This is a genomic window from Streptomyces fodineus, assembly GCF_001735805.1.
GTDB lineage: Bacteria > Actinomycetota > Actinomycetes > Streptomycetales > Streptomycetaceae > Streptomyces > Streptomyces fodineus.
Genome location: NZ_CP017248.1, coordinates 1,160,856 through 1,175,829, shown reverse-complemented (window position 1 = coordinate 1,175,829; position 14,974 = coordinate 1,160,856). Strand labels below are relative to the sequence as shown.

Sequence of the window (14,974 nt, the reverse complement as noted above, 5' to 3'; positions counted from 1 at the left end):
CGGTGCTCAGAACAGATGGATCGCGAGGTGCCCGAGGGGCAGCCCGAGCTGCCAGGCCGGTGTCCACACCTTCGGGCCGTCGTCCTCGCCGGCGGGCGCACCGCCGCCCGGCACCGCGTCCAGGTCCGGCGCGAGCAGCTCGGTCTCCTCCAGCCATCGCCAGGCGTCCGCCGCGAGGGCCAGATCGGGCGAGGCGGTGCCGGAGCGGTCCGCCCGCTCGGTCAGCTCGGCCATGCGCTCGTGCACCCAGTCCCGCCACGGCTGGTCGTAGGCGGTCAGCGACAGCCAGTGCTCCAGCTGGGAGATCACCCGGACACCGGACAGCTCCCCGTCGGTGTCGGACAGGAAGACGGTGAGCGCCAGCGCGTCCCGGCCGGCCCGGAACTCGAAGGATGTCGGCGGCATCAGATCGCCGGTGCGCAGCAGCTCGTCGGCGATGTACTCGGCGTACAACCAGGCCATGGGGACGGCCAGTTCACCACCACCGGTGCCGTCCCTGCTCTCGTGCCCTCTGTGCAGCATCCTTTCCTGCCCTTCCTCCGGTACGTGCGCGTCGCCCGAACTCCCGGGCCATCGTCCTCCGCCGGGAACGCGGATGAGGACAGCCCATTGCCCGAACGGGGGCCACAGCAAGGCGCTTTGCGAGAGCTTTGCTCTGCGGCCGGTTTCAGCGCAGGTCGGCCGCATAACCCGGTAGGACCCGGCGCAGCGCGCGCAGCGCGTAGAAGGCGCGGGACTTCACGGTACCGGGTGGAACGCCCAGGGTCCGCGCCGCTTCCGCCACACTGGCCCCGAGGAAATACACGAGTACCAGCACGTCACGGTGTTCCGGGGTGAGTGTCTTCACAGCCTCCCGGACATCGAGCATCGCGGCGGCCCGTTCGGCGTGATCGGCGGTCACCCGCGCGTTCTCGGGGATCTCGTCGCCGGTCTCCGGGGGCCGTGCCTGCCGGGCCCGCCGCGCGTCGATCGCGAGCCGCCGGGCGACGGTCAGCAGCCAGGGCCGTACGGAGTCGAAGTCGTCGGCGTGCAGTGCCTCGGGATGCTGCCAAGCGCGCACCAGGGTCTCCTGGGCGAGGTCCTCGGCGCGCTGCCGGTCGCCATCGCAGAGCCTGAGCAGCAGGGCGAAGAGGGGGCGGCCGTGCTCGCGCTGGAGCGCGGCCAGTTCGTGCTCGGCGGTCGTCGTCCCGTGGGTCGGTGCCGCCGTCCCGTGGCTGAGAGAGGTTCCGGCCGTCATGGCCGTATGGCAGCGCAGGGCGCGGCCGGGCGACAGGGTGCGCGCACGGCTCTGCGGCGGACGGTCGATCGCGTCGGCGAACGGTCGGACGAACGTCCGGCGCACCCCCGGACGGGCTAACGACAGCGCCCGGACTGTTTATCCGAGGAGCCAGATTCGTACCCATATGCCCGTCACGGGTTTGTCGGTAAATACGACAGTTCTGGGGTGAGCTGATGATCGGACGCAGACAACGGATGGCTCTGGCCCTCACCGCCCTCCTCGCGGCCGGTGCCGCCTGCCAGAACCACGAGCGACAGGAGTCCGGGCACCCGGCCCCCTCCGGGGCCGCCGCCCACGGCTTCACCCTCGTCGCCTCCGGCGACATCCTGCCGCACACCTCCGTCATGAACCGGGCGGCCTACGACTCCGGCGACAGCGGCTACGACTTCGGGCCCATGCTCGCAGGCGTCGAACCGGTCGTCTCCCGCGCCGATCTGGCGCTGTGCCACATGGAGACCGTCTACGGCGCCGACGGCGACTACGCCGGCTACCCCGCCTTCAAGTCACCGCCGCAGATCGCCCGCGCTCTCGCCGCGACCGGCTACGACGGCTGCTCCACCGCCTCCAACCACTCCCTGGACGACGGAATCGATGGCGTCCGCCGCACCCTGGACGCCATGGACGAGGCCGGCCTGAAGCACGCCGGCACCGCCCGTACCCAGGCCGAGGCCCGCTCCACCACGATCCTCGAGGCCGGCGCGGCCAAGGTCGCGCACCTGGCGTACACCTTCGGCACCAACGGCACCCGGCCGCCCTCCGGCGCGCCCTGGGCCGTCAGCCTGATCGACCCGGACCGGATGATCGCCGACGCCCGCGCCGCCCGGCGGGCCGGCGCCGACGTGGTCGTGGTCTCGGTGCAGTGGGGCACCGAATGGCAGGACGACCCGGACCGGCTGCAGCTCACCCTCGCCAGGCGGCTCACCGCCTCCACCACCGACGGCCGCCCGGACATCGACCTGATCCTCGGCACCCACGCCCACGTCCCGCAGGCGTACGAGAAGGTCAACGGCACCTGGGTGGTCTACGGCCTGGGTGACCAGATCGCCGGCCAGATGTACAACGGCCAGCGCGTGCAGGACTCGCGCGGCAACGAGTCCACCATCGGCCGCTTCACCTTCGCCCCGCCCGCGAGACAGGGCGCCCGCTGGCGGGTCACCAGGGCCGAGTTCATCCCGCAGCTGTACGACTTCGACGCCGGCCGGGTCGTGAACCTCAACCGGGCCATCGGCGACGGCGCCGGACTGGAGGGGGTGCGCGACCGCATCCGGGACGTGGTGCTCAGCCGCGGGGCCGCCAAGGACGGCCTGGTCATGGGGAAGTGACCGGACCGAGCTCAGTCGGCCGGCTCCACCTCGGCCAGCACCGAGCGCTTGTACGAGTAGCCGAAGTAGATCCCGCACCCGATCACGAACCACACCGCGAACCGCACCCACGTCTCCCACGTCAGGAACGTGATCAGCCAGATCGAGAAGACGACACCCAGCGCCGGCACGACCGGCATCCACGGCGTACGGAAGGTGCGCGGCAGGTCCGGACGCCGGTAGCGCAGCACGATCACCGCCGTGCACACCACCACGAACGCCAGCAGGATGCCGATGTTGGTCAGCTCGGCCGCCGAGCCGATCGGGACGAACCCGGCGATGGCGGCCGACGCCACCCCGACGATCCAGGTCACGCGGGTCGGCACATGGCGTGTCGGGTGTGTCTTCGCGAACCAGCCGGGCAGCAGCCCGTCACGGGACATGGAGAACCAGACGCGGGTCACGCCCAGCATGAACGTGAACATCACCGTGAGGATGCCGATGATCGCGCCGACCGCGATCACGTCCGCGAGCCGGTCCAGGCCCACCGACTTGAACGCGGTGGAGAAGCCGCTCTTCGGGTCGATGCGCTGGTAGTTCTGCATGCCCGTCAGGACCAGACAGGCCGCCACGTAGAGCACCATCGAGATCGCCAGCGAGTGGATGATCGCCTTCGGCATGTGCCGCTGGGCGTCCTTGGACTCCTCGGCCGCCGTGGACATGGCGTCGTAGCCGAACACCGCGAAGAACACGGTCGCCGCGCCGGTGAAGGCGCCGCTGACGCCGAACGGGAAGAACGGGTGGTAGTTCGCCGAGTCGATGTGGAACACACCCACCCCGATCACCAGCAGCACCACCAGCACCTTCAGTGCCACGACGATCGTCTCGAAGCGGGCCGCGCTGCGGATGCCCAGGTTGAGCAGCCAGGCGATCAGCAGACACAGGACCGCCGCGAACAGGTCGACCCGGTGCCCCGCCCCGGTGCCGGGCGCGCCCAGCATCCAGGCGGGCAGCTTCGCACCCATCTCCTGGACCAGAAACCCGAAGTAGCCCGAGATGCCGATCGCCACCACCGCCACGATCGCCGTGTACTCCAGCAGCAGGTCCCAGCCGATGAACCAGCCCGCGAACTCGCCGAGCACCGCATAGCCGTAGGTGTACGCCGATCCCGCCTTCGGGATCAGCCCGGCGAACTCGGCGTACGACAGCGCCGCACAGGCGCTCGCCACACCGGCGATCAGGAACGACACCAGCACCGCGGGACCCGCCGTGCCGTTGGCCACCGTACCGGCCAGCGTGAAGATGCCGGCGCCGATGATGCCGCCCACCCCGATCGCGGTGAGCTGCCACAGACCGAGCGAGCGGTCCAGCCGGGTGCCCTCGCTGACTTCGGTCTCCTCGATGTGCTCGATGGGTTTGCGGCGGAGAATCCCCTCACCCGCGCGGAGCCTGGCCATGCGTCTCACCTCTTCGCCTACGGCAACGGCTGACGGCGGATCATGATGACTTAGGGGCGGCGCGCAGGGAAGACGCCACGCACGGCCCAGGCAGGCGTCCAGGTGCGCGACGCCGGCCGGGCCGGCAGCCGGGCGGTGAGATGGGCGCGCAGCGCGGCGAGCCCCGGGTGGGTGTTGGCCGCGGCCCAGACCAGGGAGTGCGGGTACACCGGGGTCGGGTCGGTGAGCGGGATGCGCCGCAGGTCGCGCCCGGCGGGCCGGGAGAGCTGGATCTGCTCGCACACGAAGGTGGCCAGCGAGTCCGAGCCGGCGACCGCGTCGAGCAGCGGCTCCCCGCCGAAGTCGGGAACGACCGAGTCGATGGTCAGCCCGAACTCGGCGGCGAGGGTCGTGTAGTACGCGGCCCACTCGGTGCCGTCCACGAGGCCCGGCATCCAGATCCGGTGCCCGGCCAGCTGCGCCGGAGTCACCGACCGGGCCCCGGCGAGCGGGTGCCGCGCACCGGTGAGCAGCTGCACCGGCTCGTCCAGCACCCGGACGGACCGCAGCCCCTGGGGAAGCCGTGTGGTGACCGCGCGGATGGTCGCGTCGATGGTGCCCGCGCGTACGGCGGCCACGGCCGTGCTCGCGTCGAAGAGCGTCACGGCGTCCAGGGCGGTGCCGGGCTGCGCCTCGTGGAACTCCCGCAGCAGGGCCGCCGGGGCCAGCCGGGCCCCGATCACGTCGACGCGCAGCGCCCGCCCTCCCGGCCGCACCGAGGCCAGGGCCCGCTCCTCGGCCAGCAGCAGCTCCCGGGCGTGCGGCAGGAACGCCTGCCCGTCGATGGTCGGCTGGGCCCCGCGCGCGGTCCGGGTGAACAGCCGCACCGCGAGGTCCTTCTCCAGGGCCGCGATCCGCTTGGAGACGGCCTGCTGGGTGATGCCGAGGACGGCCGAGGCCTCCTGGAACTGCCCGGTGTCCACCACGGCGACGAAGGTGCGCACGGCCTTGAGATCCACCCCGCACACCCTACTCACACAACCGTTGGTTGTGGCCGCTGTCCTTGCGGTTGTTTGATCCGGCCCCGGCCTGCTGGTTTTCATGTCCCGGGTCAACGGGAGGTTGTGCATGAAGCTGGGTCGGCAGTTCGGGTGGCTGTGGGCCGCGTACTCGGTGAGCGCGCTCGGTACCTATCTCGCCTTCGACGCGTTCTCGGTGATCGCGGTCCTCGCGCTGCACGCCGGGCCGGCCGAGGTGGCGCTGCTCGCCGCGACCGGGCCCGCCGTGGGCGCCCTGGCCGCCGTGCCCCTCGGGCCGTGGGTGGAGTTCCGGCGCAAGCGGCCGGTGATGATGACGATGGACCTGGTCAGGTTCGCCGCGCTGCTCACCCTCCCCGCCGCCTACGCGCTCGGCGGACTCGGCCTCGGCCAGCTGCTGCTCGTGTCCGTGCTCGTCGCGGCGGCCGACATCACCTTCAACGCGGCCTCCGGCGCCTTCCTGAAGACGCTCGTACCGGCCGACCGGCTGCTCACCGCGAACTCCCGGCTCGAATCCACGAACTGGACCGCGCTGGTCCTCGGACCGCCCCTCGGCGGCGCCGCGATCGGCCTGTTCGGCCCGGTCACCACGGTCCTGGCGAACGCGGTCAGCTTTCTCCTGTCGGCCCTGGGCATCCGGGCCGTCGGCGGCGGTGAGCCGCGTCCCGAGCGCACCGGCGTCGAGCGCCTGCGGGCCGCCGACCTGGTCGAGGGCTGGCGGCACATCCTCACCAGCCCGGCCCTGCGGCCGCTGTTCTTCAACAACCTCGCGGCGAACGCCCTGATCATGGTCGCCATGCCGCCGCTGGCCGTTCTCATGCTCGGCCCGCTCGGCTTCGCCCCCTGGGAGTACGGCCTCGCCTTCGCCGTGCCCTGCCTCGGCGGCCTCCTCGGCTCCCGACTGGCCCGCCCTCTGGTCGCCCGCCACGGGCAGCAGCGGGTGCTGCGCGCCGCGGGCACCCTGCGCGCCGTCTGGCCCCTGGGGCTGGCCTTCGTCCGGCCCGGGCTGCCCGGCCTGCTGCTGGTGATGGTCCTGGAGTTCGGGGTGATCACCTGCTCGGGTCTCTACAGCCCGGTGTACGCCACCCGCCGCCTGCAGTGCACCCCGGACGACCGGGTCGCCCGCACCCTGTCCGCCTGGTCGATCACCGGCAAGGCCACGACCGCGGCCCTGACCGCCCTGTGGGGCCTGCTGGCGAGCCTCACCGGCCCACGCGCCGCCATCGCCCTGGCCGGCGTCCTGCTCCTGGCGACACCGCCCCTGCTGCTGCGGGAACCCCGGGAGGTCACGGCACAACCGTCACCGGCCAGCGCCCCGCCTTCACCAGCCGCACCGCCACCGAGCCGATGATCCGGTGCCCGGCCTGCTCCGAGGCGCCCACCACCACCGCGTCCGCCTTCAGCTCGTCGGCCGCCTTCACCAGCCCGCTGTAGGGGTCGCCGCGGAAGGTGTGGAACTCCCAGCGCACCTCGAATATCCCCTTGACCCGCTCGGCCGCCTCCCGGATGTAGGTGACCAGGTCCTCGGCGATCTCGTCGGTCGTCTCCGCCACCGGCGCCCCGAGCGCCGCACCGGCCGCCAGCACCGGCTGCACGTACACCACGGCCAGCAGCGCGTGCTGCCGCCGGGCGAGCCCGCCCGCGTACGCCGCGGCACGCAACGAGGAGTCGGAGCCGTCCACCCCGACCACGATGACCTTCGGCCCGTCCGTACCCCGCTCGAACTGCGAGTGCGAGTGCTGTTCCGTCACATCGTGAGGCTATCGGAACCGACGGTTCCCGCAGACACGCGCCGGCGCTCCGAGCCGGGCCGCGCGGCTGCCCGCCGACCACTCAGGCTGCCCGCCCCCCCTCGCGAGCCGCCGGCAAGCCGCCACGCCCACCTGTGGTGTGCCGGCTGGTGGCCCCTGTCCGTGCCCCGTTCCGGCTCGTGGGACGTGGTTTCTCGGGGCCGCCCCACCGGCTCGGCATGTGGTGTGCCGGGCCGGCGGCCCGCCCCCTGCGCCCGTTCCCCCACGCGGGACGCCCGCCTGCCGGGCCGCCCCGGTGCCGGCTCGACGGGCGAGCCGGGCGACCCCTTCCTACAGTCGGAACCATGACCGCCAGCGCGGAGCACACCGCCGCACGGAGGGACCCCACGGCCCCGACACGCCCGCCCGCCGGCGGGCGGCTCGCCTGGGTGCCCGAGGCCTTCGCGACCCTTTTCGCCGCGCTCGGCCTGCTGTGCGCCCTGCTCGCGCTCATCGAACCGCTGCGCCGGCTGCTCCGCCCGATCGCCCACGCCCTCGATCTGCTGCTGGTGCCCATCAGCGCCAACCTGGCCTACGCCGTCTTCCTGTTCCTGCTGGCCGGCGCCACCGCCGCCCGTAAGAGGGTCGCCTGGTGGCTGGTCGTCGTCTATCTCGGCCTGCTCGTCCTCACCGACGCGCTGGGCGTGAGCCTCGGCCTGTACGCCCAGTCGCTGCCGTCCCTGGTGCTGTGCGCCCTGCTGCTGCTCCTGCTGGTCGTGGCCCGCAAGGAGTTCTACGCCGCCTCCCGCCGCGGCGCCGTCTGGCGGGCGCTCGCCGTGCTGCTGGGCGGGCTCGTGGTGGCCATCGTGCTGGGCTGGGCGCTCGTCATGCTGTTCCCGGGCACGCTGCCGGCGAACGAGCACCTGGCCTGGGCGGCCGACCGGGTGTGCGGCGGGCTGGTCCCGGGCAGCTCCTTCTCCGGCCGCCCGCCACGCGCGGTCACCTTCGTGCTCGGCCTGCTCGGCGCCCTCGCCCTGCTCAACGCCGCCGGCACGCTGTTCCGTTCCCAGCGCCTGGAAGCCGCCCTGCACGGCGACGAGGAGGCCCGTATCCGCGCCCTGCTCGCGGCCTACGGCGAGCGGGACTCCCTAGGCTATTTCGCCACCCGCCGCGACAAGGCCGTCGTGTTCTCGCCCAGCGGCAAGGCCGCCGTCACCTACCGCGTCGAGGCCGGCGTCTGCCTCGCCAGCGGCGACCCCGTCGGCGACATGGAGGCCTGGCCGCACGCCATCGCCGCCTGGCTGGACGTGGCCCGCCGCTACGCCTGGGCACCCGCCGTGATGGGCGCCTCCGAGGACGGCGCCCGCGCCTACGCCCGTGCCGGACTCGGCGCCCTCCAGCTCGGCGACGAGGCGATCTTGCACGTGGCCTCCTTCGACCTGAACGGCCGGGACATGCGGGTGACCCGGCAGGCCGTGCACCGCGTCCGCCGTACCGGCGCCACCTGCCGCATCCGCCGGCACGCCACCCTCAGCGAACGGGAGATGGAGGAGGTCGTCGAGCGGGCCGACGCCTGGCGCGACACCGAGACCGAGCGCGGCTTCTCCATGGCCCTGGACCGGCTCGGCGACCCCGCCGACGGCGACTGCCTGCTCGTGGAGGCCCTCGGCGAGGACGGCCGACTCCTCGCCCTGCTCTCCTTCGTGCCCTGGGGCCGGGACGGCGTCTCCCTGGACCTGATGCGCCGGGACCGCGCCGCGCCCAACGGGGTCATGGAGTTCATGGTCGCCGACCTGTGCGCCGCCGCCCCCAAGCTGGGCGTCCGCAGGATCTCGCTGAACTTCGCGGTCTTCCGGTCGGTCTTCGAGGAGGGCGCCCGTATCGGCGCCGGACCCGTCCTCAGGCTCTGGCGCCGCCTGCTGCTGTTCTTCTCCCGCTGGTGGCAACTGGAGGCTCTGTACCGCTCCAATGCCAAGTACCACCCGGAGTGGTACCCGCGCTTCATCTGCTACGGCGACACCGGCTCCCTCGCCCGCATCGGCCTGGCCTCCGGCATCGCCGAAGGCTTCGTCTCCGTACCGTCGTTGCGCACACTCTGGGGAAAGGGGCACCCGAAGGAGGGGCAGCGGCCCGCCACCACCCAGGGGCTGCCGTCCCTGACGGCGCTCGGTCTCGACGGAGGGGGCCAGGCCGGGCCGGCCGCCCCGGACGCGGGCCTGCCCGACCAGGTCCGCGTCCGGCACCAGAAGCTGGACCGGCTGCGCGCCACCGGCACCGACCCCTACCCGGTCGGCGTGCCGGCCCCCACCCACGCCCTCGCCGACGTGCCCCCCGGCGAGGACGTCACCGTGGCCGGACGGCTGATGCTGGTCCGTGACTTCGGCGGCATCGTCTTCGCCGTGCTGCGCGACTGGTCCGGCGACCACCAGATCGCCCTCACTCGCGACCGCTCCGGCACCGCCCTCGACCGCTTCACCGCCGGCACCGACATCGGCGACCAGATCACCGCCACCGGCCGCACCGGCCTCAGCGACAAGGGCGAGCCCACCGTCTTCGTCACCTCCTGGCAGCTCACCGGCAAATGCCTGCGCCCGCTGCCCGACAAACGCCGGGGCCTGACCGACCCCGAGGCCAAGGTCCGCCGCCGCTACCTCGACCTCGCGACCAGCCCCTCCGCCCGCGCCGTGATCCGGGCCCGCTCCGCCGCCGTACAGGCCCTGCGCCAGGGCCTGCTGGACCGCGGCTTCGTCGAGGTCGAGACCCCGATGCTGCAGCAGATCCACGGAGGCGCCAACGCCCGCCCCTTCACCACCCACATCAACGCCTACGACCTCGACCTCTACCTGCGCATCGCACCCGAGCTCTATCTGAAACGGCTGTGCGTCGGCGGCCTGGAGAGGGTCTTCGAACTGGGCCGCACCTTCCGCAACGAGGGCGTCTCCTACAAGCACAACCCCGAGTTCACCATGCTGGAGGCCTACCAGTCCTACGCCGACTACGACGTCATGCTCGACCTCACCCGCGAGCTGATCCAGGGCGCGGCGATTGCCGCCTTCGGTTCCCCGGTGGCCCGCAAGGACGGGCAGGAGTACGACATCTCCGGGCAGTGGCCGGTCAAGACCGTGTACGGCGCGCTCTCCGAGGTGCTGGGGGAGGAGATCGGCCCCGGCACCGAACTGCTGCGGCTGCACCGGCTGTGCGACCGGGCCGGGGTGCCGTACACCGCCGATGACGGGCCCGGTGACATCGTCCTGGAGATGTACGAGCGGCTCCTTGAGGAACGCACCCAACTCCCCACCTTCTACAAGGACTTCCCGACCGACGTCTCTCCGCTGACCCGGCAGCACCGCACCGACCCGCGGCTCGCCGAGCGCTGGGACCTCGTCGCCTTCGGCACCGAACTCGGCACTGCCTACTCGGAGTTGACCGACCCCGTCGAACAACGCCGGCGGCTCACCGAACAGTCGCTGCTGGCCGCCGGCGGCGACCCGGAGGCCATGGAACTGGACGAGGACTTCCTTCAGGCCCTCGAGTACGCGATGCCCCCGACCGGCGGCCTCGGTATCGGCGTCGACCGGCTCGTGATGTTCCTCACCGGCCTGACGATCCGGGAGACCCTGCCGTTCCCGCTGGTGCGCCGCCGCTGAGCGCCGGGTCCCCCGCGGGGGCCGGGAAGCGGTGCCGGGGCAGGGTCGGCAGCGCGACCACGGCGCCGGCCGAACACAGCGCCACGCCCAGCTCGAAGCAGTCGCGGACCGCGCCGGCCATGAACGCCTGGTAGTCGAAGTGGCTCCCGTAGGGGCGGACGCCGGTGCGCGCATCGCGACGGAGACGATCCCGGCGAACCGCGACACGCCCAGGCCGGCGCCCAGCTGCCGGGACGAGTTCAGGCCCTGGGGCGGCGCACCGCTCACGGACCGGGCGAAACCGGCGGGCAGGGCCGGCACCGCGCAGCCGAAGGCGGCCGGCAGCAGCGGCAGCAGCACATCGGCGAAGCGGAAGGTGTCCTCCCGGATCAGCAGGACGAAGCCGACGGCCGCCACCCCGCAGGCCCTGGCCGCCGCCGCACCGAGCCCGATGCGCGCGGCCAGCCGGGGAAGGACCAGGCAGCCCGGCAGCACCCCGGCGACGGCGGACAGCAGGGCCCAGCCGACCTGCATCACGGACAGCCCGCCGATCGCCTGCAGGGCGAGCGTGAGGGCGTACAGGACACCGGACAGGCCGGCTGCCAGCAGCGCCACCACGGTGTACCCACCGAACGCGGCTCGCTCCCGGTCCAGCCGGGCGAACAGCTCCGGCATCCGCTCGCCCCGGCCGAGCACGCCCAGTGCGGAGGGCACCAGCGCGCCCGCCACCGCGATGACGACGACCGTCGTCGCGGCCACGCTGTGGTCGCCCAGCCAATCGGCGCACCACGCCAGGAAGCCCAGCGGGACGACGCCCAGCGCCGCACGGCCCACCCGGGCCCCGGCCGCGGGCAGAGGCGCGGACTGGGTGAGCACCACCGGGGTCAGCACCAGGAGCACCGCCCCGGCGACGGCCTGCACCCAGAACACCGTCTCGCCCCGTACCGAGGCATCCAGCAGCCTGGCGGTGGGCAGCAGCATGGCCGGTCCGGCACAGGCGACGACGGCGAAATGGACGCTCAGCGCCCGGTGCCGGCCGCGGCCCTGCGGATGCGTGGAGTCGATCAGCGCCGTAGCGCCGGCCGTGATCACCGCCGCCGCGACGCCCTGCACCGCTCGCGAGGCGAGCAGCACCTCGGAGTCCACCGTCACAGCCGCTGCCACGGCGGCGAGGCTCGACAGGGCGAAGCCGCCCATCAGCACACGTCGTTGCCCGAGCGCTTCACCCAGTGCCCCCGCGAGCACCGGCAGCGCGGCGAAACACACGCTGTACACGCTCGGCGGCCAGGTCAGCCCTTGGAAGGGCAGCTGCGAGCGGACCGCGATCCACGGCAGCCCCACCGTGAAGACGGTGGTGTCGAAGACGACCACCACCTGGGCCGCCGCCAGCACACCACCGCCGGCCCGCCGCGCCGCGGTCCGTTCGCTCCCCCGTGCGTCAACTCGGTTCGCTCCCTCATCCGTTGTTCGGCCGCTGTCCGTGGACTGCATGACTGCCAAAAGCCCGAGACGGGTTCCGCACCGGCCCGGGCACTCGTCCGTCCGGGTGTTTCCCGCCGCCGCACCGGTGTCGTTGTGGTCCGCCGCAGGCCGGTGGGGCGACTGATGAGAGTCATGCAGAAGGATCAGTTGTTCACACGGCGCAGAATGCTGTTCGCCGGCGCCGCCGCGCTGGGGGCCGCGGGTACCGCCGGAGTCCTCCTCGCGGGCGGTGCCGAGGAAACCGCCGGAACCGCCGCCGCCCCCGCCCCGGCCCACGGTCCGCAGGCCCGTCAGACGCCCAAGTCGTCCGCCTTCCGGCTCCAGCCGCTCACGGGTGACGGACCGCCACGGGCCGCGCCGCGGAAACTGAAGGTCCGCAAGGAGCCCATCCTGCGGATCTCCGGGCGCGGCCGGCACATGATGCTGACCTTCGACGACGGCCCCGACCCCGACTACACCCCGCACATCCTGGACACCCTCGCCAAGTACGACGTGCCGGCGATGTTCTTCCTGTGCGGCGAGTGTGTCGTCGACAACAAGGAGCTGGTGGCCCGGATGGCCGAGGAGGGCCATGCCGTCGGCAACCACACCTGGACGCATCCGCTGCTGACCGCCCTCAACCGCAGGGAGATCCGCGACGAGATGGAGAGCACGAGCGACGTCATCGAGGACTGCTACGGCGAGCGCCCGCAGTGGTTCCGCGCGCCCTACGGCGCCTGGAACCGGGCCGCGTTCCAACTGGGCGCCGAGATGGGCATGGAGCCCATGGCCTGGACGGTCGACACCACCGACTGGATGGAACCCGGTACCGACACCATCATCGACCGGGTGGAGAGCGGCGCCGCCCCCGGGGTCGTGGTGCTCTCGCACGATGCCGGGGGCGACCGCTCGCAGACCGTCCACGCGATCCGGGAATGGCTGCCCCATCTCCTCGAGTCCGGATACCACATGACCGTGCCGCGCCGGCGCGCGTAGCCGTTTTCCGGCTCTTTTCCCGGACATTCGCCCGCCCGGCTCCGGTGGTTCAGCTCACCGCGACCAGGCGGGCGAAGACGACGACATTCCCGTCGTAACCGTTCTGCCGGGAAAAACCGCCGCCGCAGGTGATGACCCGCAGTTCCGGCCGGCCCTTCGAGCCGTAGACCCGGGCGCCCGGAAAGCCGTTCTTCGAGAAGAGCTCGACCCCATAGGTCTCGAACACCGCCGTCTTTCCGTCCTTGCGCAGGACTGCGATCCGGTCTCCCTTCTTCAGGGCCCCGAGGCCGTAGAACACGGCGGGGCCCTGCTTGTTGTCGACGTGCCCGACGACGACGGCGGTGCCGTTCTCGCCGGGGGAGACCGCGCCGGTGAACCAGCCGGCCAGGTTGCGGTCCTCCGGCGGGGGCGCGCCGATCCAGCCGTCCGGGTTCAGGCCGACGGGCGTGACCGGCGCGTTCACCTGGATCGCGGGGATCCGGACCCGGTCGACGGCGGAGAACCCGAGCGGTGCCGCAGCCGCGGCGGCGAGGGTGGCCGCGCCGGTACGGGTGTCCGGGGCGGTACGGGTGTCCGGGGCGGCGGCCGAGGCGGGCTGCGGCGGACCGACGTCGAACTCCCCGGAGCCATTGCGAATGAGCGCGAGGCCGGACAGCAGAAGAAGCGCTGTCACGCCCCACGGGGCGCGCTTCCTCCGCCGCTCCTCCTCTTCGGCAAGCTCGGACAGCCTGAACGCAGACATTCGCCATCCCCTCTCGGTGCGGCCGTCACCCGTCCCTCGCTCATGGAGAAACGCTAAATCCCGTGCGCGCGACGGGCGACGGGGCGATCGGCGAACGGGTGGCCCGCGGCCTTCGCGGTGCGCCATCCGAGTTGCCGTCCACGGAAAAATTCTGACGGTCCGTGACCTGCGGCAATATCCGATTATGTGTTTTCCGTGCGGCGTGTTGCCTCACCAGGACGGACGATTCTCGACATGCGGGCGTGTTCCGCGCGCCCGAGGGTCTTCCCGGGAGGCGATTTCTCGCCGAAGCCACCGGGGACGTGACCCGGGGCGCCTCCCGCGGAGGATCACATGCGAAATCAACGTGCCGTGGTGGCCGCGTGCGCCGCGGTCGCCATGCTCGGGCTCGCCGCCCCCGTGGCCGTCGCGGACGGCATGGGCAACGGCGGCGGCCCGTTCAGTAGCAGCGAGGGCATCGGCAACCGCGGGGGAGCGTCCGCCAACGACTTCGGCCGCGGCATCCACGGTCACTCCCGGGACAAGGACGACTGCGACTGCGCCCGCGAGCCGGGCCAAGCGGACGATGCCAGCAGGGACGACGTCAGCAGGGGCAACGTCAGCAGGGGCAACGACAACAGGGGCGGCGGCCGGGGCGGCGACTCCGGTGGCCGGGGCAGCGACTCGGGTGGCCGTGCGGAGGGCTCCGGAGGTCGGGGCGACGACTCCGGCAGCCGGGGCGGCGACTCCGGTGGCCGTGCGGAGGACTCGGGTGGTCGGGGCGGCGACTCCGGTGGTCGTGCGGAGGATTCCGGTGGCCGGGGCGGCGATTCCGGTGGCCGGGGCGACGATTCCGGCAGCCGGGGCGGCGACTCCGGTGGTCGTGCGGAGGGCTCCGGTGGTCGGGGCGACGACTCCGGTGGTCACGGGGACGACTCCGGCGGCAGCGGCGGCAGCGGGCCCCGGAACATCATCGCCACCCCCAGAGTGCTCTCGGCCGGGGACCGGCTCACCGTCGCCGCGGACGGCTGCCGGGGCGGCACCCTGTCCTCCCGCGCCTTCCCCACCACCCAGCTCAATTCGTTCCGCGACGACACCTCGCGCGCCGGCATCCCCATCGACCGCGACGCCCGCCCCGGCCGTTACGACATCACCGTGCGCTGCGACGGCCACACCCTGGTCCGCGAGGCCGCGTTCACCGTGCTGGGCGGCGTCCGCGGCGGTGCCGGCGGCGGCCGCTCCTCCGGCGCCACGTCGACCGACATGGTCATCGGCGGCGGACTCGTGGCCTCGGCGTTCATCGGGGGCGGCTGGTTCTGGCTGCGCCGCCGGAACGAGAAGCGGATCTGACGCCCGCCGTCCGGTCCTTTCGTCGCTGCCCTTGGCA

General features: G+C 72.8%; 11 protein-coding genes and 1 pseudogene. 5 read left to right on the top strand and 7 right to left on the bottom strand.

Translation table 11 applies throughout. The features are described 5' to 3' along the window. Positions 1 to 6 precede the first annotated feature (6 nt). Both BFF78_RS04915 and BFF78_RS04910 read right to left on the bottom strand, forming a co-directional pair. Complete coding sequence (locus BFF78_RS04915; RefSeq protein ID WP_069777130.1) at positions 7 to 522, bottom strand: hypothetical protein; 516 nt, start codon at positions 520 to 522, stop codon at positions 7 to 9. A 145-nt stretch (positions 523 to 667) separates the two neighbouring features. After that, entirely contained in the window at positions 668 to 1,237 is a 570-nt protein-coding gene (locus tag BFF78_RS04910; RefSeq protein WP_069783387.1) for a sigma-70 family RNA polymerase sigma factor, read from the bottom strand. A 215-nt stretch (positions 1,238 to 1,452) separates the two neighbouring features. Between BFF78_RS04910 and BFF78_RS04905 the strand changes: the two genes are divergently transcribed. After that, entirely contained in the window at positions 1,453 to 2,601 is a 1,149-nt protein-coding gene (locus BFF78_RS04905) for a CapA family protein (protein ID WP_069777129.1), read from the top strand. Positions 2,602 to 2,612: 11 nt separating this feature from the next. Here BFF78_RS04905 and BFF78_RS04900 read toward each other — a convergent pair whose 3' ends face one another. Together BFF78_RS04900 and BFF78_RS04895 are read right to left on the bottom strand one after the other, a co-directional pair. Further along, positions 2,613 to 4,037: an amino acid permease gene (locus BFF78_RS04900; RefSeq protein ID WP_069777128.1), complete on the bottom strand. Its 1,425-nt coding sequence runs from the start codon at positions 4,035 to 4,037 to the stop codon at positions 2,613 to 2,615. Between the two features lie 50 nt (positions 4,038 to 4,087). Next, positions 4,088 to 5,035 (bottom strand): LysR family transcriptional regulator, encoded by a 948-nt coding sequence (locus tag BFF78_RS04895; RefSeq protein ID WP_069777127.1) that lies wholly within the window; start codon positions 5,033 to 5,035, stop codon positions 4,088 to 4,090. Positions 5,036 to 5,144: 109 nt separating this feature from the next. Between BFF78_RS04895 and BFF78_RS04890 the strand changes: the two genes are divergently transcribed. Beyond that, positions 5,145 to 6,404 (top strand): MFS transporter, encoded by a 1,260-nt coding sequence (locus BFF78_RS04890; RefSeq protein ID WP_079161146.1) that lies wholly within the window; start codon positions 5,145 to 5,147, stop codon positions 6,402 to 6,404. On the opposite strand, the gene BFF78_RS04885 is transcribed toward BFF78_RS04890, so the two are convergent. Beyond that, positions 6,340 to 6,804: a universal stress protein gene (locus tag BFF78_RS04885; protein WP_069777125.1), complete on the bottom strand. Its 465-nt coding sequence runs from the start codon at positions 6,802 to 6,804 to the stop codon at positions 6,340 to 6,342. The genes BFF78_RS04890 and BFF78_RS04885 overlap by 65 nt on opposite strands. 344 nt (positions 6,805 to 7,148) lie before the next feature. Between BFF78_RS04885 and lysX the strand changes: the two genes are divergently transcribed. Beyond that, positions 7,149 to 10,430 (top strand): bifunctional lysylphosphatidylglycerol synthetase/lysine--tRNA ligase LysX, encoded by a 3,282-nt coding sequence (lysX, locus tag BFF78_RS04880; RefSeq protein ID WP_069777124.1) that lies wholly within the window; start codon positions 7,149 to 7,151, stop codon positions 10,428 to 10,430. 276 nt (positions 10,431 to 10,706) lie between these two features. On the opposite strand, the pseudogene BFF78_RS50025 reads toward lysX, so the two are convergent. Further along, a pseudogene (locus BFF78_RS50025) lies at positions 10,707 to 11,900 on the bottom strand (MFS transporter); the annotation flags it as partial. 123 nt (positions 11,901 to 12,023) lie between these two features. On the opposite strand from BFF78_RS50025, the gene BFF78_RS04870 reads away from it, so the two are divergent. Continuing rightward, positions 12,024 to 12,866, top strand: a complete 843-nt coding sequence (locus tag BFF78_RS04870; protein ID WP_069777122.1) for a polysaccharide deacetylase family protein — start codon at positions 12,024 to 12,026, stop codon at positions 12,864 to 12,866. Positions 12,867 to 12,915: 49 nt separating this feature from the next. On the opposite strand, the gene BFF78_RS04865 is transcribed toward BFF78_RS04870, so the two are convergent. After that, positions 12,916 to 13,608, bottom strand: a complete 693-nt coding sequence (locus BFF78_RS04865; protein ID WP_069777121.1) for a class F sortase — start codon at positions 13,606 to 13,608, stop codon at positions 12,916 to 12,918. Positions 13,609 to 13,941: 333 nt separating this feature from the next. On the opposite strand from BFF78_RS04865, the gene BFF78_RS04860 reads away from it, so the two are divergent. After that, complete coding sequence (locus BFF78_RS04860) at positions 13,942 to 14,937, top strand: hypothetical protein (protein ID WP_069777120.1); 996 nt, start codon at positions 13,942 to 13,944, stop codon at positions 14,935 to 14,937. Positions 14,938 to 14,974: the final 37 nt, after the last annotated feature.